This window comes from Pseudomonas fjordensis, from assembly GCF_976987115.1.
On record NZ_OZ336860.1, the window covers coordinates 6,060,652 to 6,084,082 of the forward strand.

Genomic DNA, 23,431 nt, shown 5'->3' on the forward strand with positions numbered 1-23,431 from the left:
CCCGTGTGGTCCTTCAGCGCCTGGCGTCGCCGGCGCCTGCTGGCCAAGCACCCGATTGCCGATGACACCTGGCAACGGGTGCGCCACCACCTGACCTTCCTCGACGGCATCACGCCGGAGCAAGACCAGTGGCTGCGCGAAGCCTGCGTGGTGTTCCTCAGCGAAAAACACCTCACCGCCCTGCCCGGCGTCGAACTGCACCAGGAACAACGCTTGTTGCTCGCCGCCCAGGCGCAATTGCCGCTGATGAACCTGGGCGACCTCGACTGGTACCAGGGTTTCCATGAGATCGTGCTGTACCCCGACGACTTCCTCAGCCCGCAACGCCATCGCGATGCCAGTGGCGTGGAGCACGAATGGGACGGCGAACACAGCGGCGAAGCCTGGCAACAAGGCCCGGTGATCCTCGCCTGGCCTGGTGTGCTCGCCAGCGGCCAATGGGAAGGCTACAACCTGGTCATCCACGAACTGGCGCACAAGCTGGACATGCTCAACGGCGACGCCAACGGCCTGCCGCCTCTGCACCATGACATGCGCGTGCAGGACTGGGCCAGCGTCATGCAAGGCGCCTTCGATGACCTCAACCGCCAGCTGGACGCCAACCCGGACGCCGAGACCGAGATAGACCCCTACGCCGCGGAAAACCCGGCGGAATTCTTTGCCGTCACCAGTGAATATTTCTTCAGCGCCCCGGATTTATTGGCCAATAGTTATCCACAGGTGTACGCCCAACTCAGCCGCTTTTATCGCCAGGATCCCTTGGCCCGCCTAGCCCAACTGCAAGCCAGCGACCCGCGCTACTCGCCACAGGGCGAATGACCGTACGACGCTTGGCGCATGGCATCGGCGTCAGAATATGCCTATAATCGCCGCCACTTTTAGGCCAATCCGGCCATGTCATATGGCCAACTAACGGGGGCAACGCCCAATGAGCTACAGCAAGATTCCGGCTGGCAAAGACCTGCCGAACGACATCTACGTCGCCATCGAAATTCCGGCCAACCACGCGCCGATCAAATACGAAATCGACAAAGACAGCGACTGCCTGTTCGTTGACCGTTTCATGGCCACCCCGATGTTCTACCCGGCCAACTACGGTTTCATCCCCAACACCCTGGCTGACGACGGTGACCCCCTCGACGTGCTGGTCGTGACCCCTTACCCAGTCACCCCAGGCTCGGTTATCCGCGCGCGCCCAGTCGGCATCCTGAACATGACCGACGACGGCGGCGGCGATGCCAAAGTCATCGCAGTGCCACACGACAAGCTGTCCCAGCTGTACGTGGACGTGAAGGAATACACCGACCTGCCGCCACTGCTGCTGGAACAGATCAAGCACTTCTTCGAGAACTACAAAGACCTCGAAAAAGGCAAGTGGGTGAAGATCGACGGTTGGGGCAACGCAGACGCCGCCCGCGCCGAGATCATGAAGTCGGTTGCCGCCTACAAAGGCTGATACCCGCCCCTCATTGCCACGGCAATTAAAAAGCCCCGTTAATTCGGGGCTTTTTTATGGGCCGAATTAAACATCAAGTTCAATGTTTATTTGCAGCGTTTAACTAAGTTGCACCCCTGAAAGATCCAGCCACAACTAAGCCAAATCCTACAACGGCAAATCAACGCATGGTTTATTTGATTAGACTTTCCGGCCAGTAAACTCTGCGTTTATGAATACATCAGGTGATCGTTTAAAAGCGCTACTACGGGAAGTTCATCTTTCCGCCTCCGACTTCGCCAAGAACCGCGGCGTCACGCCTCAGCACGTGAACAACTGGTTCAAACGCGGCGTCCCCATGGGCCGACTCAACGAGATCGCAGAGTTGCTGTGCGTCTCAAGTCGCTGGTTAAGCGACGGCAAAGGCCCCAAACACCCGCCCGCCAACTACCTGTTGGAAGGCCCCACCGCAAGGATTGCAACCGCCCGCGAAGACACAGGCAAATACCTCACAGGCCCCGCCTGCCGCCCGGAAAAAACCGACGTGGAGATCCCTCTCCACCCCACCTTCACCTCAACCGAACGCATCCGCGTCTCCCTGCACAGCCTGGAAACCCTCAACGTCAACCCCGACCGCGCCGTAGGTGCTTACATGGTCGACAACAGCATGATCGACATCATCCAGCAAGGCGCCACCCTCGCCATCGACCGAGGCCGCACCCAAATCATCGACGGTGAAATCTACGCCGTCGAACACGACGGCATGCTGCGCATCAAATACCTCTACAACCGCCCTGGCGGCGGCCTGCGCATGCGCAGCCACAACGCCAGCGAACACCCGGACGAATACCTCAACCACGAAGAACGCTTCGAGCAGAGCTTCAAGATCGTCGGCTGGGTATTCTGGTGGTCCACCCTCAACAACCGCCGCCCACCGGTGCCACTGGATGAACACATGCTGGGCTGGGAAGGCTCTAAATCGGAACCGGAGGTGGGCAATTGAAGTGAATGTGGGTATCATGCGCCGCACATTTGGCAGGGGTCGCTTTTAGCTGATTCCCTGCTGGCGAAGCGGAGGAGTTCCCGCGGATGCCCCTACTATTCAGCCTGACGCAATGTGGGCTGAGCGATTTGAAGGCTGGTGAGGTTTGTCAAAAACAAGCTGAGGCAGTCCCCGAGAAGCCGGCCACAAGCCGGCTTTTTAATGCCCGAAACATTCTAATCAAAAGATCAACACAGTTGCGTTTCAAACCTGCAACCAAGACTGCGACTAGCTTGACGAGAATAGACTCTTTTGTGGAAACAGCCAGCCGGGGAGGAAGTCCAACAATCGGTGCATTTGGCACTGTAACGGAAATTGGCAGAGATTCAGTTAGCCGAGTTGCTACTCGACGCACCTAGTGGCAGACTGACAGCAAGGAGCACTGTGTGCCGTAGAATAGCCACAGCAAGGCACATTGATAGATTCGAAAGGAGCTCGATATTGGCAAAATTAAAAACTTTCACTTCGTTGATTGCTTTTGCGAGCCTGTTTTTTTGCTTAGCTAGTCATGCCATAGAGAGAGAAAAACCAGAAAGTCAATCGCTGCAACAGCATTCTGTAGCAGGCGACTCGCATGGTACATACGAAGCGCTCAGCTCTATGAAGGACACAATTCAAGCAAACGCTCAACTTTCAGCTAGAGAAACGAACAAATTAGAAATCTATATAAAGTTGCAAGAAGAAAAAATAAAGCATCTCGAAAAAGATATACTAGATTTAAAAAAGCCAGCTAACACCGACCCTGTAGCGCTTGTACTAGCATCGGTGTCCGTAATTATCACAGTCCTAGGCGTTTTAATTGCTATACTTTCGATCTTGGGATATAGCAACATAAAGAAAGAAGCAATAAAAGACGCTCGAACCATTGCAAAAGAATCCGTAGAATTAATTGCTAAAGTCGAAATACCCAAAGCAACAGAAGCAAATCTAATTAAGCTAATCGAAGAAAATCGCTTCGATGAATTAATACAGAGTGCCGTTGAAAATATCGCATACCGCGGAATATCAATACCTGACTCTACCTCAATAGAGGAGCGTGCCAGTTGAATACATCGCCTGAATGGGACTCTCTTGACGACACCCAAAAACTTGTCATCTTAAGACATCAAATAAGCTTACCAATATCGATCGGCGCAATAGCCAAAGACTTTGGGATAAGCGTATTAAAGTCAACAATGCCAGGATCAATCTCTGGGGAAATCAGAGAGAAAGAAGGGGTTGTCATAATAAAGGTAAATCGGCACGATGTTAAGGAAAGACAACGCTTCACAATTGCACATGAAATTGCACATTTCCTCTTGCATCGCGATCGACTAGCCAGCGGAATAACAGACGATGTACTCTATCGATCTAGGCTAACCGACGACTTAGAGAGGGAAGCAAACAGATTAGCTGCCGACCTCATAATGCCTGCATCATTAATTAAATTAGCCTTGACAGCATGCAGCACATTAAAACCAGAGGAGCGCTACAAAAAAATAGCGGAGCAGGCGCAAGTATCTCTAGCAGCAATAAGAATCAGGATAGGAAAATAAAGCTATGCAAAATAAATTCTCAGATCGAAATTACATACCTATTCTGGCAATTAGCAACGCCGAAATGACTGCTCTTGAGCAGCTACCCGACAAAGACAAAGATGAACTACTTCCGTTATTTCCGCTAAGAGGATGGCTAAATGCTCACAAATTGAATAGCGCACTAGATAGAATAAAATTGGCGATTGGCACTCGCTCATGGATTGCGGACATTGATGAAAAATTCCTTTCCAATAACAAAGTTTTTCTATTTACTGGCAATTACCCCGACAAACAAGTCTTCAAAGAAATCGAAGAACTATTGTGCCCCACTGACAGTTACGAAAACTGGTTTCGCTTCATCGAAAGCGAAGACAATGCAATTCCGTGCCTGAGGCACGAAAGTCTCCACAACATTGAGGAGCAAATTACAAAGTTATCCTCCCTCAACAGAGGACTAGTGGTTAGGATAACCGTAAACGACAGCAATCTTGAAAAACACAGAAAACTAGTAAACGCCTTACGATCAACTAAGGCAAAAAATATTCTAATTATTTATGATCTTGAAAGCTTGGATGTCAACTTCAGCGAGCGGATACCTTTACTCGAAACCTTCATGTCAGAAGCGAAGGGAGCCATTGCAGGCCTCACAATATCTATCAGTGCATCCTCCTTCCCGGCAGGGTTTGCGGGCCAGCGTCAAGGAGAAAACTCAATATATGAAAGGATGCTATTTAATAAATTGTTAGACCGGGAAATTTATAACCCCATCATTTATTCAGATAGAGGAAGTGCTCGTGCTCTGAAGCAAGACGGTGGAGCTGGCGTTCCTCCCCCTCGAATTGATTACCCACTAAAAAAAGATTGGGTTTTCTCGAGACGAGAAGTAGATGATAACTCTCCAAACTCAAAAGAAAAACGCAGAGCAGCATACATAGATATTGCTCAAGAAATAATCTCCAATGACTATTGGGTCTCTGAGCTTCGACTCTGGGGCACTCAGCAAATTGAAATAACCTCAGAAAGTAGCGACTTTGGAATATATAGCGCACTAAGATCTACTGCCGTACGCATCAACATCCATCTTTTTAACCAGCTACATTACAACTCAGACATAAGCGAAATTAACACAGACGAAGAATGGATTGACTGACACTAATTTTTTCTTAAGTAAATCAAATACGGACTTAGCAATGAGACATCATCGACTTCCACCTTACCACGACCAACAACTGCAGTTAGAAACCTATTTGACGGCAAGGTGAACCTCTTTGAAATCCCATCTAGAAGAATTCGTTTCACATCAGCCTTGCTGATCTTATTCAAACGACTTACAACCTCGATCTTTAGCTCATACATTGCAACCCCTTCTAACTTCACACCGATTCTTTTTGCAAGAAGAGAAACCTCTCTTTTTGTCATCAAATCGACAAGGCATTCTTTAGTCACCTTACGATTTATTCGACCTTTACGTATTACTTTCAAACCAGAGCTGGAAACCATCCATACTGCAACATCATTCTCAGTTTCAGCAACCACACTATCAACAAATTTAGGAGCCACAACAGCAACGACACGATCAAAATACTTTAAGTACTCTTCAACTTGCCCAGAAAACCTAAACAAGGAATCTTTTTCGCTCTTTACTTCTATCGCAACCATTTCTCCTCGCTGTACGAACCCTAAGTCCAATCTACGCACATTGCGAGCTAAACTCATCTCATTAAACACGATAGAAGACAAATCAATCTGCCCTTTATTTATAAGATAATTTAGCACGACGGCTTTTATTTCCTTTTCACCCACGTCTCTTCACTCTAAAAATTCGACACCAACGAAACCTAATAAACGCCTACAACACAACTAAATCAAACAAAAGAACCCAGCCAAAATTAAAAACGCAAACAATATTATCATCAACGTATACTGCTGAACAACAACTGGCAGAATTGAACTTATCCACTTCGATAATATTCTGAAAAAACGAAACCAAAATTTAGTTTTTTGACGCTTGCTCTGCTCACGCGAAGCAAGCGCCTTATGTTATTTCGGCTGCAAACACTCCACAGCCCGATCCGCGACCATTTTCGCCATCTCCACCAAATGCATCACCGCTCTCTGCGGCGCAGCCGCTGAATCGCCGATCACCTGTGACGTAGCCAGCGCACAATGCAGCAGCTCAGCCACCTGCACCCAGGCATCCTCGAAGCTCAGTTCTTCATTGACCGTAAATGGGTTGGTCGGGTGTGACGACAGCGTATCTGAACGAACGTTATCCATAGCAAAACTCCTAGCAGTAAGTGACTACCACCGTCCTTTCGCGACTAAACGAGCAGAGGTGGCGGCTGTACGCAGGTTAGTCGACCGGCCGCTAGGCACCGGCGCACCCGAGGGTGCCCTGCGCACAGCCACCATAAAGTGCAGGCGAGAAGACACCTGTCTTTGGGATGGCGCGTGCGCCTAGCGAGGTCCGGGCGACTAAACCCGATCACTGAATTAGCAGTGACGGTCAGCAGCCTAGTCACCCAATTCCACTGGCGCAAGCGGTTGGGATTCTCTAGGAAACGTCCTGCAAATGAAAGGGATCGGACCTGCTGGCTACTCAAAATCAGGCAATTCACTCCTGTTCTGCACAGCAACCCGGAGGCCTGAAATCGGGCGCCAACCATTGTCCACTTTAAGTTGACAGTAAGACGCCTCCCACCCGATTTATCCCTCGTCACCCACCCATTAATCTGTGCCCATGTTGAACGCAACGCCCAACCAACCTAAACAAAAAAGGATTCAACCATGAGCACTGCAACCTACAACCGCTTGAACAAAGACGACGCCATTGTTCTGCTGGTCGACCACCAGACCGGCCTGATTTCCCTGGTGCAGGACTTCTCCCCCAACGAGTTCAAGAACAACGTGCTGGCCCTGGCTGACCTGGCCAAGTTCTTCAACTTGCCGACCATCCTCACCACCAGTTTCGAGCAAGGCCCTAACGGCCCGCTGGTGCCGGAGCTGAAGGAGATGTTCCCGGACGCGCCGTATATCGCTCGCCCTGGTCAGATCAATGCCTGGGACAACGAGGATTTCGTCAAGGCAATCAAGGCCACCGGTCGTAAGCAGATCATCATTGCCGGTGTAGTGACGGATGTATGTGTAGCGTTTCCGACCTTGTCGGCGCTGGCAGAAGGCTTTGAGGTGTTTGTGGTAACGGATGCGTCGGGCACGTTCAACACCACGGTGCAGCAGGCGGCGTGGAGCCGAATGACGCAGGCCGGTGCGCAGTTGATGAACTGGTTCTCGGTGGCGTGTGAGTTGCACCGTGACTGGCGCAACGACATCGAAGGGCTGGGGAATCTGTTGTCCCAGCGGATTCCTAACTATCGCAATTTGATGAATGGGTATGCGGCGCTGACTGCCCAGTCTAAGTAAGTCACCACGCTGTATGACAAGCCTGCTTTGAAAAGCAGGCTTTTTCATTCCACGGCTTACCCGGCCAGCAATTGACCAACCACCGCCTCCAGCTTCGCCACAGCGTCTACTCGCTTCGCAGTAGATATCCGCCTGACGTTATGCAGCTTCCATTGCACAGCAGGCAACTCTTCGATCCCAGGCAAACTCAACTTCGCCCAGTCAGGCTCTCCTTGTTTTAGCGAAATCAGAAAGGCGGCATCCTGCTCGCAGAATTGTTGCTGGATCGCGGTCAGCAAAGCCTCTCTGGTTACCTCTAATTCTTCAAGAGTGACCGGCGTTCGTGTCATGCCAGCAAATTCAGCCTGAAATATATCCGCCAGTGGCTTCCATCGTGGAGCAAGCAGCTCAGCCATAGGCCGCCCATGACTGATCAAATACACCAAGAAGCCCTCAAAAATTTCGCGTGTCAGCCCTTCTTCTCGAAGCATCAACATCACATCGAAAAGGTCTCTTGGGTGTTGCCGATCCAGTGCAGCGCAAATTTTACCGCCGTAGAGGTCGGGCAAGGACACCACCGCTATCGAGGCGAAACCAAACTCATCCTCGACCAACGGCACTACGTCACGTTCCAGCGGCTGCAGGGCAGTCCCGCGCAGCACTGGCGAAACTTCAATTTTAATTTGGGAGTGAGCGTTTCTTACAAGAATCCGAAGCTCATCGTCTCGATTTGCTTGAACGGTCGCGATGCTCGAAGGGAGGGCTCGTGCTATGGCACCAGCAATGCGCTCCAACGCCTGACGAACGTCGGCCAATGCCTGCTGGCGGGCAGAATTGGGCAGATACGCCAGGTCTATATCTACCGACAACCGAGGCAAGTCCCGCACAAACAGGTTAATGGCGGTCCCCCCTTTCAGTGCGAAACATCGTTCTGCCGCTACGTAAGGAATGACCTGCACCAGCAGACGAACCTGAGCGGCATAACGTGGATCAAGTGGCATTGGCAAAACGCTCCGGAACGGTAATGAGGAACTCTTTATCGAGTCGACCGCCCCGGATGATTTGCCGCTTGCCCTTACCCATGTCGATGCTGGAACGATCTATTCGCCCATACCACGCATGGTTCGCGTTACGTGCCAGCAACAGGAACACGCGTTTGACGCGGATCGAGTTGCACGCTTCAAGCAGTTTTTGCAGGCGTTTGGGGCTGAGTGTGGCCAGACCGCTCAATACATCGGTCACACCGCTGAACAGCATTTCATCGTCGCTTTGATGGATAAGCTCAAGCACCGCACGCTCCGGGGTGGAGATTTTTAGCGCAAATTGGCGGTACGGCACTTGGAAAAGTTGTAACGCCATATCTTCCAGTTCCGCAAAGAGCGCGCCTCGGTAGAAATTTACCTGGGCCTCCCATTCGTGCTTGCGAAACCAGCCTGGCAGAAGAGCTTCTGATGTGCCGAATAGATCGACTGTCTGCGTTCCGAAGGTCAGGTAGTGGCTGTAACCGGCCAGGCTCAACGCCGTCGCACCACCCGGCCAAATCTGCACCGTTGCGTCTTGTTGCAGTGCGAAGACACCGCCGTGCCAGTCAAGATCGTCGCCGCTGCGTTTCCACGCACCATGCCCCACACGCTCTACCCAACCCGTGTGCTGATACTTTTGAATGAGGCTCGGCCCAACGCCGTGTTCGTGCAGCCACGCTTGAGTGGCTATGGAGCCCGGTGGCCATTCAGCGAGAAGATGGTTTATTTTCATGATAGATATCACCCTATAAGGGTATTTATATGAAAAATATTAAACCATGAGAATGCTGGGCATGGCTATTCTGGCGAAGCTTTGATTGCAGCCGTGAATGGGTACGTCAATACCAGGGCGCGGTGACGCGGAGCGTCAGTGGATGCATTACCACTCGGAGCGTGGGAACGATCAACTTCCTTAATCCAGGATCAAGTGCGGCAGAAACCGGCTTGAGTCCTTGGTGATCAAGCTATTGTCCTCGCGCACACCGATGCCGGCGGCCTGGTCGCCAATTACCCAAGAGCCGATCAGCGTGTAGCTATCACCAAATTTTGGCAGCGGTGCGAACTCTTGAAGGATGAAGGGCGCATCCGTGTAGGGGCCGTCTTCTTTTACGGTCAGGCCTTCGGCGGTTTGCAGTTCGATGTTGGCGCCTTCCCGGGAGAAGAACGGTTTGCGCACCCAGCCTTTTGGCACGGCTTTACCTGGGTCGGTATCCAGGTGGGACGCGAGCAGGTTGGGGTGGCCTTTGTTGAATTCCCACAGCAGCGGCAGGATGCCTTTGTTGGAAATAATGGATTTCCACGCGGGCTCAAAGAACTGTGTGTCGCTCTGGGCAATCGCGGTACCAAAGGGTTCGTGGAAGATGAACTCCCAGGCGTGCAGTTTGAACAGGTGGGGGATCCAGCGATCTTCAAGGTCGACGAAGCGGCCCTCGCTGGTCAGGCCGATGTCTTCGATGTCGATGTGGCGTGATTCGATGCCGACCTTTTCGGCGACCAGGCGCAGGTAGTCGGTGGTGCCTTTGTCTTCGACCGAGTCTTTCATCGAGGCGAAGTAGAACGGCTGGCTGACCTGCAGTTGCGCGAAGGCCTGGTGCAGTTTGGTGTCGATGCTGTTGAACTGGTCGGCGTGCTTGGGCAGCAGGCCGCGTTCGATGCATTGCTCCAGCCAGCCCCACTGAAATGCCGCGGCTTCGTAGAGGCTGGTGGGGGTGTCGTAGTTGAGTTCCAGCAACTTGGCGGGCCCGCTGCCGTTGTAGGAGAAGTCCATGCGCCCGTACAGGTGCGGGTGGCCTTCAAGCCAAGAGGTGCGGATCATGTCGTAGAAGGGCGCGGGGATGCTCAGGCGTTCAAGCAGTTCTTCGCTGTGGACCACGCGGGCGACGAGGTCCATGCACATGTCATGCAGCTCGGTGGTCGGGTCTTCGAGGTCGCGCTCGATTTGCTTGAGCGTGAACTGGTAGTACGCGCTTTCGTCCCAGTAGGGTTCGTCGTCGATGGTATGGAACAGGAAGCCGAGGCTCTCGGCGGTGTGTCTCCAGTCATGACGCTCTGCGCATTGGATCTTCTTCATGGCCGGTTTCCTTAGCTGCTCGACCCGCCGCCCCAGCCACTGCGTGCGCTGGCTTTGCTGCCGAAGCCGCCCCGGGAGGTGGCCGATGAAACCGAGCTCGACTTAGGCGACGAGCGCAGCGTGTTGGTGTAATTGCTGCTGCCGTATCGGGCCTGGTTCGAGCGGCCAAAGGTCGCGCCATTGGACACGCGTTGGTTGAGCGTCGAGTTGCCGTAATTGCCGCGATCATCGCGATAGCGGTACACCGGTTCAGAGCGGTAGCTGTTGCGGTTGTTGCTCAGCATGTTGCCGATCAGCAGGCCGGTCAGCAGGCTGCTGGTAGAGAAGCCTGAGCCACCGCCGCTGGCCTGAGCGTTGGCCGCTTGCGCATTGGCAGCATCAACCTGGGATTGTGTCACCTGGCCTTCGGCAGTCAGTTCGAAACCGCCCAAGCGCGGGATGAATTTGCCGGTGGAGTCTTGCTGGCACCAGTCGGCGACAAAGTCGGCGTCGCAGTCGGCCTGGCTGTCGTACACCGGCGCTATGCGGCGATGCTCGGCCATGGCGGTCATGTAGGCGTCCGAGCACACGTCTACCGGAAGTTTTTCATCGGCGCATTGCTGTACCGATTGGAAGTTGTACTTCTTTTGCAGGTCGTAGGTTTTTTCCGTTGGGCCGCAGCCGGATATCGCCATGGCGACCGACGCTGCCAGCGAAAGCTGGACGTACTTGCTTCGTTTCATCGGGAGCTCCGTGGGCAATCAGTTCGAGGTGGGCGTCATGCACGCGGCATTCAGCATGCCGACGCTGATGGCCACCGCGGCCACGTAGATACCGGCCGCCAGTTCGCCCTTCTTGATGCGCTCGGATGTGCCCTTGAGCACCAGGCTGGTCAGCAGGAACGCCAGCAGTTGGACGACGGCGGCGATCACGGCCCAGACGATGAAGTCGAGAACATTGATCGAGTAGGCAATCACGTTGCTGGCCGGAATGGCGAAACCGACGATGGCACCGCCCAGGGCGACCGCTGCGGAGGTGTTGCCCGCACGGATCAGTTCGAACTCCTTGTGCGGGGTGATGCGGGTGTAGATGAACTGGAACAGCGCAAACAGTACCGCAGCCCCCAGGATGTAGAGGACAAAGCCGAGCACCGCAGCTTTGTTGAGGGAGATGGAGAGTGCTTCTAGCATGGACGGCTTCCTTTTTTAGAGCGTAGTCAGGTCGGTGGTGTACAGCGAAATGCCCAGGGATGTGCTCAGGCTGATGGTGCCTTCGGCATCTTCTTCGACGGAGAACAGCAAAAACTCTCGACGGTCGGTCAGGCCGGTGTCGCGGGCGTATAGCATCGAACGGTGCTCGACGCTGTAGGTGGCCTCTGGGCTGGTGACCTGTTCGCTCATCGCCACCAATTCGGTCTGGCCGTCCTCGCTGCCCCACTCGCGGAAAAACTCGACACCGTCGTGGGTGTAGGTCGGCAGACCGATCAGGCTCTGTGGGCCCGCCAGCCTGCGCAGTTCCGCTTCGCTGCTGATGGTGACGTAACTGAGGTAGTTGAACAGAATCACCGACTCGACCTGGCCTGCGATCTGGCCGGTGGTGTGCACCTGCAGCCAATAGTCTTCTTCGTTCATGTAATAGCGCGACAGCCAGGTGGACTGGCCAAGATCGATGGTGCCATTGCTCCAGATTTCCTGGGAGCCGGGGATCACCACGTTGGTTTTTTCGTCGAGCAGCAATTTCAGGGTGGTGTCGAACATCACCCCTTTGCCCGGTGCCAGGCCAAGCGGGCCGGTGGCTGGCAGGCTTGGGCTGACGGCCCGGTTCGAGTCGTTAGTGGCTTTTGGGGCCTCAAGCCCCATCAACTGTTTAAGCCATCCCATGGGAGATTTCCTTAAGTCGAGTGGAAGCGATGTAGAAGAGTTCGCCGCCTTTGACCTGTGTGGCACTGGGCGGGTTGATCGACGCCTGCTGAACACCTTGGGCGCGATAGCCGATGAGGGTGGCGTTGTGGCGCTCCTTCATCTGCGTGTACAGCTCGCCGAAGGTTGCCTCAAAGGCATCGGGCAATTTCATCAGGTATTGGGTGGCGCCCTGCCCCACGCACAGCAATTCATTGATGACCACCGACGAGCCCGGATCCTGAGAGGCGCGCACCAGCATTTCGATTGCCATGCTGGACGTGCACTCCAGGCGCGGCGCGTAGGAGCTGGCGAGTGCGGCGATTTCACTTTCGTTGAAGTGGGCGACCACATGCCCGACGGGGCTCAGTTGGTTCACCGCCAGCACGGTGGCCAGGGTCAGGTCATCAGACGGGGTTCGCACCAGCACACGCTCGGCACCGGGCACACCGGCACGCAGCAACAGCGCGGTGGAAGACAAGCTTTCGCCGCGGATGAACGCTGCTTTGCCCGGCATCGGGTTTTCTTCAAGGCTGCAATCGCAGATCACGATCAGGTTGTCGTTCGAGGTTTCGTCTTGCAGCAACAACTCAATCACCCGCTCGCTGGACGCGCCCTCCCAGCCGATCAGCACGGTATGGCCGACCTTGCCGGTGAAATCACCTTTGCCCTTCATGCCTTTTCTCCATGCATCGATAACACTGCTGGTGGTTTTGCCGATGGCTGCCGTGAGCAACGCAATGCCCCCGAGCATGATCCAGGCCGCCACAAAAATTCGCCCCGCCGAGGTCTGCGGTGCGAGGTCGCCATAGCCGACGGTGAGTGTGGTGGTGAGATAGAAGTAGATAAACGTGGCGGGAGCGGTGAGGTGTTGCTCGCCCAGCAACACCAGGCCCAGATAAGCCGTGCTCAGGTGGATACCCAAGGCAACGATCAGCCCTGCCCAACCGAAGCGGTGAAAGAGCGACGAGGCGTACATGCGTAACAAAAGGAAAATCGACATTTCGCCCCTGGCTCCCTGGGTACTTGAATCCTGACGACAGCATCGCCTCGGCTTCTGGATGCTCAAGTGCGTTCACCCGGCATTAAACCCGCTGCGCGGCCTGGATAGAAGTACCTTGGCTGCAATAAATCCGGCGAGCGCACCAAACAGATGCCCTTCGAAAGAAACGCCCTGCCGGGGAAGGAAGCCCACGATCAGGCCGCCATATAGCAAAGCCACCACAGCGGCTGTTAACAGGTTGCCCCAGCTTCTGTGGAACCAGGCGCGAGACAGCAGGTAGGCCCATAGCCCGAACACCCAACCGCTGGCGCCGACGTGTACGCCTGAAAAACCAAACAGCCAGACCAACAAGCCGCCCAGCAGAATGACGATGGAACTGACGGTAATGAACCGGTTGACCCCTTCGATCATGACCAGGGAGCCCAAAACCAAAAAGGCAATCAGGTTGGCGCTCAGATGGGCGAAGGAGGCATGCAAAAACGGTGAGGTGAGGATGCCGAACAGGCCTTGCACCGTTCTGGGGATTAGCCCGAACGACATGAGGCTGTAACCGGTGGCCACATTGAGCAGTTGCAGCGCGACCATGAAGAGGGCCAGGCCTGCGATTGTCTTGAAACCGTTCAAGGCGTTCACCCTGACCTCAACATACAAAAGAAGAGCACTGCCACTGTGGCAGTGCTTAAATGTGCGGATTTGTTACTCAGCCGACTTTTGCTTCAAGCGCTCCAGAATCGCATTGGCACTGCCTTCGTTCGGCGTGATTCCGGCATCGCGCAGTTTGCGTTCCAGGTCTGTCCCCGTCGACGCTTCAGCCAGTTCATCCTGGGCTTGCAGCTCAGCGGCACGTTGCTGCTGTTTGGCCTGCAAGCGATTGAGCGTACCGACGGCAGTTTCCAGCTTGCCGTTGGCACCGCCGCTGGCAATGGAGGCGCTAACCTGAGCCTTTTGCACGCTGTCGCGAGCCTTGGCCATGTCCACTTGCTGGCGCAGGCTTTTGATGCGGCTCTCGGCCTTGGTGATGTCCTTGCGCATGCTCTCGGCGTAGCCACCGAACTCGGCAGTTTGTTTTTGCTCGACGTCCCGCTCGTTGGTCAGGGTCGAAATGGCTTCGGCGACTTCCAGGGCCAGATCTTCACGATTGGCCTGGATAGCGGCCATCGCCTTGGATTCCAGGTCTTTGATCTTGGCGTCGTACTCGCCAACACGATCAGCCGCCAGTTTGTGCTTGGCCATGATGCTCACCAGCTCACGCTTGGCGTTGGCCAAGGCGCTGTCTGCATCGCGAATTTCCTGGTCAAGGATGCGCAGGGCCTGTTGGTCGACGATCGATTCGCCGACTTCGCTGGCACCGCCACGCAACGCGGTGAACAATTTGCTCCAGATGGACTGAGTCATTGGATTTTCCCGAATAATTAAATGAAGAAACGTTCGAAGGCTTCGCTGGCGCGCTGCACGTTATCAACCAGGGTTTTCACCTCGGTCACGATGTTGGTCAGGCTGGAGTCGGAGCTGAGCGCACCGAACATGTTGTAGACCACCTGCCCGTTCGGCATGGACTCGATACCGATGGACGACAACGGGAACATCTCCCGGCTGCGCAGCACGGCGTCGTTGAAGGCCGGCACGTCGTTGATGGACTCGGCGTCGACCAGGACGGTATCCACGATGATTTGCTCGCCCACCACCGCGATGTAAATCGGCAAGCCACCAAAGTCGTTCATCTCCAGCTTGATGCTGGACTCGGAGCCTTGGACGAGAGAAAGCGTAATGTCATGGGACGTCACGTCATCCAGCGCCTGAAGAGCACTGAAGAGGCGATCGATATTCCAGTTAGTACCTGCGCTCATGAAATTCTCCGACATGAATGAGCCAGCCAGGATCGGTTGGCGTAGCTGTTTCTCCATTTGCTTGAGCAGGCTTCGGTTTTCGGGAAGCACCCAAGTCTCGTGTTTCACATAACCGGCCGCCGCCAGCCCCGCACGCATCTGCTTCATGTAAAAGCTCGACGGCTTTTTTGCGGACGGCTTCAAGCGCTCTCCCTTGAGGCTTGTTGAATCGGTATCGGGCCCAGTTGATGGGCTCGATGGAGAGCTGCTGTTCATGGTACTGACCTCGCTGTGAAAAACTCACGCGTGAGAAAATCTACAGGCAATCTTCAAGGTACTCAATAGCTCACGCGTGAGATTTTTCCTTACATTTTTCAGCCACCGAAAAGACCCAGCCTACCCCGCCAACTCTCGCTCGATTTGCTCGTCTGCCGGGAAGTTTGTCCAAAAGCGCGACTTGATGGCACCAAGACAATTGTGCAGCAGCCTGTTGCACAATTTTCCGAACCCGACCACGCCTTAGCAAAAGCACGCCTGTACTTGAAATCGCGCGGCGAAGAACCCTGATGTCAGGGAAGGCAGGCTAGCCAGCCCACAGTACCGTCACAAGCGTTCATGAGCACTTCAGGAAGGTCCTGCGCACCTCACAGAAAGGTCCTGCTGGCCCTTGACTCTCCCCTATACGGCAACCCCTACCCTGAATGCCCTTTTCAGGACCTATCACCATGAGTCAGCGCATCCTGGTCATCCTCGGCCACCCGTCCGCCGATAGTTTTTGTTCCGCTCTCGCGCACACTTATATCCACGCCGCTAAAACGGCCGGCCACGAAGTCCGCGTCCTGCGCCTGGGTGATCTCAGCTTCGACCCCACCCTTAATCATGGTTATACCCAGGCTCAGACGCTGGAGCCCGACTTGCTCAGTGCCCAAGCCGACATCCTTTGGGCCGAGCACCTGGCGTGGGTTTTCCCTGTCTGGTGGGGCGGTATCCCGGCACTGATGAAGGGCTTTATCGACCGCGTTTTCCTCCCCGGCTTTGCCTTCAAATACCGCGCAGGCAAGGCATTCCCAGACAAGCTGTTAAAGGGCCGAACCGCGCACTTGTTAGTGACCCTCGACACGCCGCCGTGGTATTACCGCTGGGTTTATCGCATGCCGGCCATCCACCAGATGCGTCGTACCACGCTGGCGCTCTGTGGCATCACGACGAGCAAGACACTGCTGTTGGGGCCGGTGCTGGGCTCTATGCTGACGCAGCGGGCCAAGTGGCTGAAACAGGCCAGCGCACTATTTGAAAAAGGGAGTTTTCATGTACATCGGCAAAGCCGCGCAGTTGTCCGGCACGACCATCAAGGCGATTCGTCACTATGAGGCGATCGGGCTGATGCCCGCGCCTGCGCGCCACGGCGGTTATCGCGTTTATACCGAGCAGAATGTCGAACGGCTGATGTTTATAAAGTGCGCGCAACAGCTGGGGTTCAAGCTCAAGGAATTGCAGGAAATTTTGCTGGGGTACGAGGGTGATGCGCTTCCTTGGGACCGGGCTGAACAAGCCATCGCCGACAAGAAGCGCACGCTGGCCGCGCAAATCGCCGTATTGCAACAGATGCAGGCTGGGCTGATTGAGTTCGAAACCCAACTCAAAGGTGCTCAAGGGGACTGCTCGTCACTCAGTAGCGTCGCCATTTGAAGCAGCCCTTGCGTATGAATTAGTGCCGCCTTTTGCAAGCCCATTGCTCGGAGCCTTCTAGACGATGAGCCGAATACCCAGCACAATCGGCTCACAAAATGAGCCGAATAGACCCTCTATTCGGCTCACGCACCCAGGCACTCATCCATGGATCATCCGAACTGGATCTGGCAACACACCGACTGGCCTCACTTTCACTGGCAGCCTGGGCGGCTGGCGGCCTTGCTGCGCGAGTGTGGGCAGGCCCAAGGCAAGCTACTGGGCATGCTGGGTTCTGTCACCCAGGCAGTCAGCGCGCAGAATGAATTGGATGCCCTGCTGCAAAATATCCTGACCTCTTCGGCCATCGAGGGTGAGCAGTTGAACGTTGGTTCGGTGCGCTCCTCCCTGGCACGACGAATGGGTTTGCAAGCCACGAAGGACGGCCAGGTCAGCCGCCGCAGTGAAGGGCTAGCCGATCTGATGATGGATGCCACCGAGCAATTTGCGCAGCCGTTCACCCTCGCGCGCCTGATGAATTGGCACCATTTGTTGTTCCCAGAGCCTGAGGCAGGCTTTGCCACACGAGAACTCAGCATCGGGACGTTGAGGGGCAATGAGCCGATGCAGGTGGTGTCGGGCAAGCTTGATCGGCCAACCGTGCATTTTGAGACGCCGCCACGTCAGGGCCTGGAGCACGCTGTGGAAGATTTCCTGGAGTGGTTCGAAACCAGTCGCAATCAACCTGAACTGGATCCATTGGTTCGTGCAGGTGTTGCGCACTTCTGGTTCATCACCTTGCATCCTTTCGATGATGGCAATGGTCGCCTGACACGCGCTATCACTGACTTGGCCTTGGCTCAGGGTGAACACCACGCCATTCGCTTTTACGCCATGTCGGCCAGCATCCTGGAGGACCGGGCCGGTTACTACACCGCCTTGGAGTCCAGTCAAAAGGCCACACTGGATATCACCGACTGGCTGGAATGGTTTCTTAAAACCCTGTTGCGCAGCCTGCAACAGGCGATGACACGGATAGACCGGGTGTTGGCCAAAAGCCGGTTCTGGCAGCAGCACCGTGACGTCTCGCTCTGCGTCGAGCAAGTCAAGGTACTCAATCGCCTGCTCGAGGGTGGTGAGCAGGGCTTCGAACAGGGCATCAGCGCCGCGCAATACCAAGCGGTGGCCAAAGTGTCCAAGGCCACTGCGACGCGGCACCTGGCAGACCTGCTGGAGAAAAACTGCCTGGTGCGCCTCCCCGGGGGCGGCCGCAGTACGCGTTATCACGTCAATCCCCCCTAGGAGTAGCCCCCCACTCATTTGCCCCAATCCCCCATGTCTGCTAGTGTCGCGCCGGTTTACCGTCTACCGGAATTGCCGCCATGGCCCGCAAAAAAGTTGCACTCGATTTCGAACAATCCCTCGCCGACCTGCAAGCTTTGGTCGAGCGTCTGGAGAACGGCGAGTTGTCGCTGGAAGACTCGTTGACGGCGTTTGAGCAAGGCATCGGCCTGACCCGCGACTGTCAGAGCGCGCTGGCGCAGGCGGAGCAGAAGGTTCAGGTGTTGCTCGAGCGTGACGGGGAGTTGGCCGAAGAACCTTTCGATGCGGAACAGCCGGAATGATCAGCGCGTATCAGGCCAGTAGCCAAGCCCGGGTGAATGCGGCGTTGGAGCCCTTGTTTGTTGCGCCAAGCCCGGAAATGACGCGCCTCTATGCAGCCATGCGCTACAGCGTGATGAATGGCGGCAAGCGCGTGCGCCCGTTGCTGGCCTATGCGGCCTGCGAAGCCCTCGGCGCGCCGGCGGCCGAGGCCAATGGTGCGGCGTGCGCGGTGGAGTTGATCCACGCTTACTCCTTGGTGCATGACGATTTGCCAGCCATGGACGACGACGATTTGCGCCGCGGCCAGCCCACCACTCACAAAGCCTTCGACGAGGCTTACGCGATCCTGGCGGGCGATGGTTTGCAGAGCCTGGCGTTCAGCGCATTGCTGGACCCGCGCCTGAGCAGTGTCAGCGCCGAGATCCGCCTGCGCATGGTCACCGCCCTGGCTCACGCCGCAGGCCCGGCCGGGATGGTCGGCGGGCAAGCCATCGACATGGGCTCGGTCAGCCTCAAGCTGGATCAAAAAGCCCTGGAACACATGCATCGTCACAAGACCGGCGCGCTGATTGAAGCCGCTGTGCAGTTGGGCGCCCTGGCCAGTGGCCGCGCCGACGCCGAGCACTTGGCAGCCTTGCAAACCTACTCCCGCGCTATCGGCCTGGCCTTCCAGGTGCAGGACGATATTCTCGACGTGGAAAGTGACACCGCCACCCTGGGCAAACGCCAAGGCGCCGATATCGCACGGGACAAGCCGACTTATCCTGCATTGCTCGGGCTGCAAGCCGCCAAGGCGTATGCCATCGAGCTGCGTGACCAAGCCCTGGACGCCCTGCGACCTTTCGACGCGGCGGCCGAGCCACTGCGTGACCTGGCGCGGTATATCGTCGAACGTCGCCACTGACAGCCGCGGCCATTTGCGCCGCATATCGGCCAAGTTCGGCGCTCTGCGTGGGCAGTTTGCACGGCTTGAGGTAAACTGCCGCCTCTTCTATACCTATAACGATTCGCCTGATGCCCACGACGTTTCAAGAGATTCCCCGCAAACGCCCGTCTACGCCCCTGCTCGACCGTGCTGCCACGCCGGACGGCCTGCGTCGACTGGGTGAAGCCGAGCTGGAAACCCTGGCCGATGAGCTGCGCCTGGAATTGCTCTACACGGTCGGCCAGACCGGTGGGCATTTTGGCGCCGGGCTGGGCGTGATCGAGCTGACCATCGCCTTGCATTACGTGTTCGACACCCCGGACGACCGGCTGGTGTGGGACGTGGGCCATCAGGCGTATCCGCATAAAATCCTCACCGGCCGTCGCGAGCGCATGGCCAGCCTGCGCCAGAAGGACGGCCTGGCCGCCTTCCCGCGCCGTGCCGAGAGCGAGTACGACACCTTTGGCGTCGGCCACTCCAGCACCTCTATCAGTGCAGCGCTGGGCATGGCGATTGCCGCCCGCCTGCAAGGCAGTGAGCGCAAGGCGATTGCGGTGATTGGTGATGGCGCGCTGACTGCCGGCATGGCCTTCGAAGCGCTGAACCATGCGCCGGAAGTGGACGCCAACATGTTGGTGATCCTCAACGACAACGACATGTCGATTTCGCGCAACGTGGGTGGCCTGTCCAATTACCTGGCGAAGATCCTCTCCAGCCGTACCTATGCCAGCATGCGCGAAGGCAGTAAGAAAGTGCTGTCGCGTCTGCCTGGCGCGTGGGAAATTGCGCGTCGCACCGAAGAATATGCCAAGGGCATGCTGGTCCCCGGCACCCTGTTCGAAGAGCTGGGCTGGAACTACATCGGCCCTATCGACGGCCACGACCTGCCCACCCTGATCGCCACGTTGCGCAACATGCGCGACCTCAAGGGCCCGCAGTTCCTGCATATCGTCACCAAAAAAGGCAAAGGCTTCGCTCCGGCGGAAGTCGACCCGATTGGTTACCACGCGATCACCAAACTCGAACCCCTCGATGCCCCCGCCGCCGCGCCGAAAAAGGCCAGCGGGCCGAAGTATTCCGGGGTGTTTGGCGAATGGCTGTGCGACATGGCCGCCGCCGACCCGCGCCTGGTGGGTGTGACCCCGGCGATGAAGGAAGGCTCCGACTTGGTGGCGTTCAGCGAGCGTTTCCCGCTGCGTTACTTCGATGTGGCGATTGCCGAGCAACACGCCGTGACCTTCGCGGCCGGCATGGCCTGCGAAGGCGCCAAGCCGGTGGTGGCGATCTACTCCACTTTCCTGCAACGCGGTTATGACCAGCTGGTTCACGATGTAGCGGTACAGAACCTCGATGTGCTGTTCGCCATCGATCGCGCCGGCCTGGTAGGCGAAGACGGCCCGACCCATGCCGGCAGTTTCGATCTCTCGTACCTGCGCTGCATCCCCGGCATGCTGGTGATGACTCCGAGCGACGAGAACGAACTGCGCAAGATGCTCAGCACCGGCCACCTGTACAACGGCCCGGCCGCTGTGCGGTACCCGCGCGGCACCGGCCCGAACGCCGTGATCGAAAAAGACCTGGAGCCGATTGAAATCGGTAAAGGCATCGTGCGTCGCCAAGGCAGCAAAACCGCGTTCCTGGTGTTTGGTGTGCAACTGGCCGAAGCCTTGAAAGTCGCTGAGAAGATCGACGCCACCGTGGTCGACATGCGGTTCGTCAAGCCACTGGATGAAGCGTTGGTACGCGAAATTGCCGCCAGCCATGAGCTGCTGGTGACCGTCGAAGAAAACGCCATCATGGGCGGCGCCGGTGCGGCGGTCAGCGAGTTCCTGGCGCGGGAGAACATCCTCAAGTCGGTGCTGCACCTGGGCTTGCCGGATGTGTACGTCGAACACGCCAAGCCGGCGCAGATGCTGGCTGAGTGCGGGCTGGATGAAGCGGGTATCGAGGCGTCCGTTCGCGAGCGCCTGGCGCTACTGACTCTGTAATCAGCCCCAACTGTGGGAGCTGGCTTGCCTGTGATGACGGCGGCACATTCGCTAACAATGTGTCAGATACACCGCTATCGCAGGCAAGCCAGCTCCCACAGTGGTTTTGCATGACATTCGAATGCTATGGACAGCCCATGAAACGCCTGTGCCTTGCCCTGCTACTGCTTCCCTGCGCCGACCTGCTCGCCGACACCCGCGACCAGGCCCTGAAGCTCTCCGACGTGGTTATCAGCGCCAACCGCCAAGTCCAGGCGCGTAACGACAGCAGCGCCGCCAACACCGTCTTCACCCGCGCCGACATCGACCGCCTTCAGCCCACCAGCGTCACCGACCTGCTCAACCGCGTGCCCGGCGTGCAGGTTGCGCCAACCGGTGGGCGTGGCAGTTTGCCGGGGATTTTTATTCGTGGCACCAAGTCGGCGCAGAGCCTGGTGCTGGTGGACGGCCAACGCATCGCCAACACCACCTCCGGCGACAGCGGCTTGCAATACCTCAACGTCGATCAGATTGAACGGGTGGAAGTGCTGCGCGGTTCGCGCTCGGTGATTTACGGCAGCGATGCGATTGGTGGGGTGATTCAGGTGTTCACCCGGCGTAATGCCGAGCAAGGCTTGCAGCCGCGCTTGAAACTGGGGTTTGGCAGCAACCAGACCTGGGAGCGCAGCCTGGGCCTGTCGGGCGGCGATGAACACACGCGCTTCAACCTGGGCGCGAGCCTGGATGAAACTGCCGGTATCAACGCGAGCCACGCGTCGTTCCCCAGTGACGGCGACCATGATGCCTACCGCAACCAGTCCATCAGCCTGAACCTCAGCCATTCGTTCAGTGATGAGCTGGAGGTGGGCTTCAATCTGCTGGATAACCGTGGCAAGTCGGAGTACGACAACAGCTATGGCCGCTACGACGGCGCCACCGGGCAGAGCCTCGGCCAGAAACCCTACACCGACTACACCGTGAGCAGCGCCAGCGGCTATGTCGATGCCAAGCTCAATGACAACTGGCAGTCGCGCCTGGAACTGGGCCACAGTGAAAACCGCGACACCAAGCGCGATACCCTCAGCGATGATTACAGTGCATTCAACACCTACCGCGACTCGGTCAATTGGCAGAACGACCTGACCCTGGATGAGCAAAACAGCCTGATCGTCGGCGGCGACTGGTACGAAGACCGTTTCCACGGCTCCACCACCTTTACCGAGAACAGCCGCTGGAACCGGGCGGCCTTTGTGCAGCACCGTTTCAAGAGCCAGTGGTTTTCCACCGAGCTGGGCCTGCGCCGCGACCAGAACCAGCAGTTCGGCGGCCAGAACAGTTGGAGCGGCACCCTGACCGTGCCGGTCAACCCTGACAATGACCTGCTCTTGAGCTACAGCGAAGGCTTCCGGGCGCCGACCTTCAACGACCTCTATTACCCCGACACGCAGTACAGCAACCCCAACCTGCAGCCCGAGACCTCAAAGAGCTACGAGCTGCAGTGGCGCAGCCAACTGACCGACAGCACACGCCTGGAAGCCTCGCTGTATCGCACCGACCTGAGCGACGCGATCATCCTTGACGCCGGCAAGCCGCAAAACGTGGCCTCGGCGCGGATCAACGGCTTTGAAGCGGCGCTCAAGCAGGAACTGTTTGGCTGGCAGGGCAACCTGGGCCTGTCGCTTATCGACCCGCGTGACCGTGACAGCGGCCACACCCTGGCACGTCGCGCGCGGCGCACGGTGAACCTGGATCTGGACCGGCAATTTGATCAGCTCGGTCTCGGCGCGAGTTGGCAGGCGATCAGCAGCAGCTACGACGATGAAGCCAACCGCAACCGTCTGGGCGGTTATGCCTTGTTGGGGCTGCGCAGTAGTTGGGCGTTGAACCGGGAGGTGTCGTTGTCGCTGAAGGTGGATAACGTGCTGGATAAGTCTTATGCACGGGCCAAGTACAGCTACCTCGGGGAAAGCCAGAATTATCGTGAAGAAGGTCGGGTGTGGATGTTCGGGGTGACGTGGACGCCTGAGATCTGAGTAGCCTGAACCGACGTCATCGCAGGCAAGCCAGCTCCCAC

General features: G+C 56.7%; 26 protein-coding genes. 14 read left to right on the forward strand and 12 right to left on the reverse strand.

All coding sequences use genetic code 11. The features are described from left to right. The first annotated feature begins 3 nt into the window (after nt 1–3). The 6 genes from ACWHXD_RS27715 (at nt 4) to ACWHXD_RS27740 (ending at nt 5,144) form a co-directional block, all read left to right on the forward strand. Complete coding sequence (locus ACWHXD_RS27715) at nt 4–819, forward strand: M90 family metallopeptidase (protein WP_098950264.1); 816 nt, start codon at nt 4–6, stop codon at nt 817–819. A gap of 109 nt (nt 820–928) precedes the next feature. Further along, a complete protein-coding gene (ppa, locus tag ACWHXD_RS27720; protein WP_003176323.1) occupies nt 929–1,456 on the forward strand; it encodes an inorganic diphosphatase in 528 nt (175 codons plus the stop codon). 211 nt (nt 1,457–1,667) lie between these two features. Beyond that, the gene (locus tag ACWHXD_RS27725; protein WP_138761850.1) at nt 1,668–2,438 is read left to right on the forward strand and encodes a LexA family transcriptional regulator; all 771 of its coding nucleotides are present in this window, start codon (nt 1,668–1,670) and stop codon (nt 2,436–2,438) included. 480 nt (nt 2,439–2,918) lie between these two features. Beyond that, entirely contained in the window at nt 2,919–3,524 is a 606-nt protein-coding gene (locus ACWHXD_RS27730) for a hypothetical protein (protein WP_138761849.1), read from the forward strand. Beyond that, the gene (locus ACWHXD_RS27735) at nt 3,521–4,012 is read left to right on the forward strand and encodes an ImmA/IrrE family metallo-endopeptidase (RefSeq protein ID WP_192901630.1); all 492 of its coding nucleotides are present in this window, start codon (nt 3,521–3,523) and stop codon (nt 4,010–4,012) included. Before ACWHXD_RS27730 ends, ACWHXD_RS27735 begins: the two co-directional genes overlap by 4 nt. A 4-nt stretch (nt 4,013–4,016) precedes the next feature. Next, nucleotides 4,017–5,144 (forward strand): beta family protein, encoded by a 1,128-nt coding sequence (locus ACWHXD_RS27740; protein WP_138761848.1) that lies wholly within the window; start codon nt 4,017–4,019, stop codon nt 5,142–5,144. 2 nt (nt 5,145–5,146) lie between these two features. Here ACWHXD_RS27740 and ACWHXD_RS27745 read toward each other — a convergent pair whose 3' ends face one another. Together ACWHXD_RS27745 and ACWHXD_RS27750 are read right to left on the reverse strand one after the other, a co-directional pair. Next, nucleotides 5,147–5,797, reverse strand: a complete 651-nt coding sequence (locus ACWHXD_RS27745) for a sce7726 family protein (RefSeq protein WP_411101163.1) — start codon at nt 5,795–5,797, stop codon at nt 5,147–5,149. Nucleotides 5,798–6,034: 237 nt separating this feature from the next. Continuing rightward, nucleotides 6,035–6,271, reverse strand: coding sequence for a hypothetical protein (locus tag ACWHXD_RS27750; protein WP_138761846.1), 237 nt, complete (start codon nt 6,269–6,271; stop codon nt 6,035–6,037). Between the two features lie 510 nt (nt 6,272–6,781). Here ACWHXD_RS27750 and ycaC point away from each other — a divergent pair. Continuing rightward, nucleotides 6,782–7,414, forward strand: coding sequence for an isochorismate family cysteine hydrolase YcaC (gene ycaC, locus ACWHXD_RS27755; RefSeq protein ID WP_069557506.1), 633 nt, complete (start codon nt 6,782–6,784; stop codon nt 7,412–7,414). Nucleotides 7,415–7,470: 56 nt separating this feature from the next. Here the strand turns inward: ycaC and ACWHXD_RS27760 are convergent, their stop codons facing one another. The 10 genes from ACWHXD_RS27760 to ACWHXD_RS27805 all read right to left on the reverse strand — a co-directional run bounded on the left by ACWHXD_RS27760 (nt 7,471) and on the right by ACWHXD_RS27805 (nt 15,360). Further along, nucleotides 7,471–8,394, reverse strand: a complete 924-nt coding sequence (locus ACWHXD_RS27760) for a nucleotidyl transferase AbiEii/AbiGii toxin family protein (protein ID WP_138761845.1) — start codon at nt 8,392–8,394, stop codon at nt 7,471–7,473. Continuing rightward, nucleotides 8,384–9,148 carry a type IV toxin-antitoxin system AbiEi family antitoxin gene (locus ACWHXD_RS27765; RefSeq protein WP_138761844.1) on the reverse strand — a complete coding sequence of 255 codons (765 nt, stop codon included), beginning with the start codon at nt 9,146–9,148 and terminating at the stop codon, nt 8,384–8,386. Before ACWHXD_RS27765 ends, ACWHXD_RS27760 begins: the two co-directional genes overlap by 11 nt. A 180-nt stretch (nt 9,149–9,328) precedes the next feature. Further along, entirely contained in the window at nt 9,329–10,486 is a 1,158-nt protein-coding gene (locus ACWHXD_RS27770; protein ID WP_138761843.1) for a glutathionylspermidine synthase family protein, read from the reverse strand. Between the two features lie 11 nt (nt 10,487–10,497). After that, on the reverse strand, nt 10,498–11,208 hold the full coding sequence (locus ACWHXD_RS27775) for a DUF1190 domain-containing protein (protein WP_034126869.1): 711 nt from the start codon (nt 11,206–11,208) through the stop codon (nt 10,498–10,500). Between the two features lie 18 nt (nt 11,209–11,226). Next, complete coding sequence (locus ACWHXD_RS27780) at nt 11,227–11,655, reverse strand: DUF350 domain-containing protein (protein ID WP_003194539.1); 429 nt, start codon at nt 11,653–11,655, stop codon at nt 11,227–11,229. A 15-nt stretch (nt 11,656–11,670) separates the two neighbouring features. Continuing rightward, nucleotides 11,671–12,345, reverse strand: a complete 675-nt coding sequence (locus ACWHXD_RS27785) for a DUF2491 family protein (protein ID WP_138761842.1) — start codon at nt 12,343–12,345, stop codon at nt 11,671–11,673. Continuing rightward, nucleotides 12,332–13,366, reverse strand: a complete 1,035-nt coding sequence (locus tag ACWHXD_RS27790; RefSeq protein WP_138761841.1) for an ion channel — start codon at nt 13,364–13,366, stop codon at nt 12,332–12,334. Before ACWHXD_RS27790 ends, ACWHXD_RS27785 begins: the two co-directional genes overlap by 14 nt. 72 nt (nt 13,367–13,438) lie before the next feature. Then, the gene (locus ACWHXD_RS27795; protein ID WP_138761840.1) at nt 13,439–13,999 is read right to left on the reverse strand and encodes a rhomboid family intramembrane serine protease; all 561 of its coding nucleotides are present in this window, start codon (nt 13,997–13,999) and stop codon (nt 13,439–13,441) included. 63 nt (nt 14,000–14,062) lie between these two features. Beyond that, a complete protein-coding gene (locus tag ACWHXD_RS27800; protein WP_003194548.1) occupies nt 14,063–14,761 on the reverse strand; it encodes a PspA/IM30 family protein in 699 nt (232 codons plus the stop codon). 17 nt (nt 14,762–14,778) lie between these two features. Beyond that, nucleotides 14,779–15,360 (reverse strand): YjfI family protein, encoded by a 582-nt coding sequence (locus ACWHXD_RS27805; protein WP_083535088.1) that lies wholly within the window; start codon nt 15,358–15,360, stop codon nt 14,779–14,781. Nucleotides 15,361–15,917: 557 nt separating this feature from the next. On the opposite strand from ACWHXD_RS27805, the gene ACWHXD_RS27810 reads away from it, so the two are divergent. From ACWHXD_RS27810 to ACWHXD_RS27840, 7 genes are all read left to right on the forward strand, one after another. Next, nucleotides 15,918–16,562: an NAD(P)H-dependent oxidoreductase gene (locus tag ACWHXD_RS27810; RefSeq protein ID WP_138761839.1), complete on the forward strand. Its 645-nt coding sequence runs from the start codon at nt 15,918–15,920 to the stop codon at nt 16,560–16,562. Further along, a complete protein-coding gene (locus ACWHXD_RS27815; RefSeq protein WP_138761838.1) occupies nt 16,501–16,881 on the forward strand; it encodes a MerR family transcriptional regulator in 381 nt (126 codons plus the stop codon). Before ACWHXD_RS27810 ends, ACWHXD_RS27815 begins: the two co-directional genes overlap by 62 nt. Before the next feature lie 147 nt (nt 16,882–17,028). Further along, nucleotides 17,029–18,162, forward strand: coding sequence for a Fic family protein (locus ACWHXD_RS27820; RefSeq protein ID WP_138761837.1), 1,134 nt, complete (start codon nt 17,029–17,031; stop codon nt 18,160–18,162). An 80-nt stretch (nt 18,163–18,242) separates the two neighbouring features. Beyond that, nucleotides 18,243–18,485, forward strand: a complete 243-nt coding sequence (locus ACWHXD_RS27825; RefSeq protein ID WP_003194556.1) for an exodeoxyribonuclease VII small subunit — start codon at nt 18,243–18,245, stop codon at nt 18,483–18,485. Continuing rightward, nucleotides 18,482–19,369, forward strand: a complete 888-nt coding sequence (gene ispA, locus ACWHXD_RS27830; RefSeq protein ID WP_138761836.1) for a (2E,6E)-farnesyl diphosphate synthase — start codon at nt 18,482–18,484, stop codon at nt 19,367–19,369. The genes ACWHXD_RS27825 and ispA overlap by 4 nt, the downstream gene beginning before the upstream one ends. 110 nt (nt 19,370–19,479) lie before the next feature. After that, a complete protein-coding gene (gene dxs, locus ACWHXD_RS27835; protein WP_056785229.1) occupies nt 19,480–21,378 on the forward strand; it encodes a 1-deoxy-D-xylulose-5-phosphate synthase in 1,899 nt (632 codons plus the stop codon). Nucleotides 21,379–21,515: 137 nt separating this feature from the next. Then, entirely contained in the window at nt 21,516–23,390 is a 1,875-nt protein-coding gene (locus ACWHXD_RS27840) for a TonB-dependent receptor domain-containing protein (protein WP_138761835.1), read from the forward strand. Nucleotides 23,391–23,431 lie beyond the last annotated feature (41 nt).

Excerpts from the sequence above, each read along its gene's own strand:
- ppa (WP_003176323.1), top strand. The coding sequence starts at position 929 with ATGAGCTACAGCAAGATTCCGGCTGGCAAAGACCTGCCGAACGACATC.
- ACWHXD_RS27725 (WP_138761850.1), top strand. The coding sequence starts at position 1,668 with ATGAATACATCAGGTGATCGTTTAAAAGCGCTACTACGGGAAGTTCAT.
- ACWHXD_RS27740 (WP_138761848.1), top strand. The coding sequence starts at position 4,017 with ATGCAAAATAAATTCTCAGATCGAAATTACATACCTATTCTGGCAATT.
- ACWHXD_RS27750 (WP_138761846.1), bottom strand. The coding sequence starts at position 6,271 with ATGGATAACGTTCGTTCAGATACGCTGTCGTCACACCCGACCAACCCA.
- ycaC (WP_069557506.1), top strand. The coding sequence starts at position 6,782 with ATGAGCACTGCAACCTACAACCGCTTGAACAAAGACGACGCCATTGTT.
- ACWHXD_RS27760 (WP_138761845.1), bottom strand. The coding sequence starts at position 8,394 with ATGCCACTTGATCCACGTTATGCCGCTCAGGTTCGTCTGCTGGTGCAG.
- ACWHXD_RS27765 (WP_138761844.1), bottom strand. The coding sequence starts at position 9,148 with ATGAAAATAAACCATCTTCTCGCTGAATGGCCACCGGGCTCCATAGCC.
- ACWHXD_RS27770 (WP_138761843.1), bottom strand. The coding sequence starts at position 10,486 with ATGAAGAAGATCCAATGCGCAGAGCGTCATGACTGGAGACACACCGCC.
- ACWHXD_RS27775 (WP_034126869.1), bottom strand. The coding sequence starts at position 11,208 with ATGAAACGAAGCAAGTACGTCCAGCTTTCGCTGGCAGCGTCGGTCGCC.
- ACWHXD_RS27780 (WP_003194539.1), bottom strand. The coding sequence starts at position 11,655 with ATGCTAGAAGCACTCTCCATCTCCCTCAACAAAGCTGCGGTGCTCGGC.
- ACWHXD_RS27785 (WP_138761842.1), bottom strand. The coding sequence starts at position 12,345 with ATGGGATGGCTTAAACAGTTGATGGGGCTTGAGGCCCCAAAAGCCACT.
- ACWHXD_RS27790 (WP_138761841.1), bottom strand. The coding sequence starts at position 13,366 with ATGTCGATTTTCCTTTTGTTACGCATGTACGCCTCGTCGCTCTTTCAC.
- ACWHXD_RS27800 (WP_003194548.1), bottom strand. The coding sequence starts at position 14,761 with ATGACTCAGTCCATCTGGAGCAAATTGTTCACCGCGTTGCGTGGCGGT.
- ACWHXD_RS27805 (WP_083535088.1), bottom strand. The coding sequence starts at position 15,360 with ATGAAGCAGATGCGTGCGGGGCTGGCGGCGGCCGGTTATGTGAAACAC.
- ACWHXD_RS27810 (WP_138761839.1), top strand. The coding sequence starts at position 15,918 with ATGAGTCAGCGCATCCTGGTCATCCTCGGCCACCCGTCCGCCGATAGT.
- ACWHXD_RS27815 (WP_138761838.1), top strand. The coding sequence starts at position 16,501 with ATGTACATCGGCAAAGCCGCGCAGTTGTCCGGCACGACCATCAAGGCG.
- ACWHXD_RS27820 (WP_138761837.1), top strand. The coding sequence starts at position 17,029 with ATGGATCATCCGAACTGGATCTGGCAACACACCGACTGGCCTCACTTT.
- ACWHXD_RS27825 (WP_003194556.1), top strand. The coding sequence starts at position 18,243 with ATGGCCCGCAAAAAAGTTGCACTCGATTTCGAACAATCCCTCGCCGAC.
- ispA (WP_138761836.1), top strand. The coding sequence starts at position 18,482 with ATGATCAGCGCGTATCAGGCCAGTAGCCAAGCCCGGGTGAATGCGGCG.
- dxs (WP_056785229.1), top strand. The coding sequence starts at position 19,480 with ATGCCCACGACGTTTCAAGAGATTCCCCGCAAACGCCCGTCTACGCCC.
- ACWHXD_RS27840 (WP_138761835.1), top strand. The coding sequence starts at position 21,516 with ATGAAACGCCTGTGCCTTGCCCTGCTACTGCTTCCCTGCGCCGACCTG.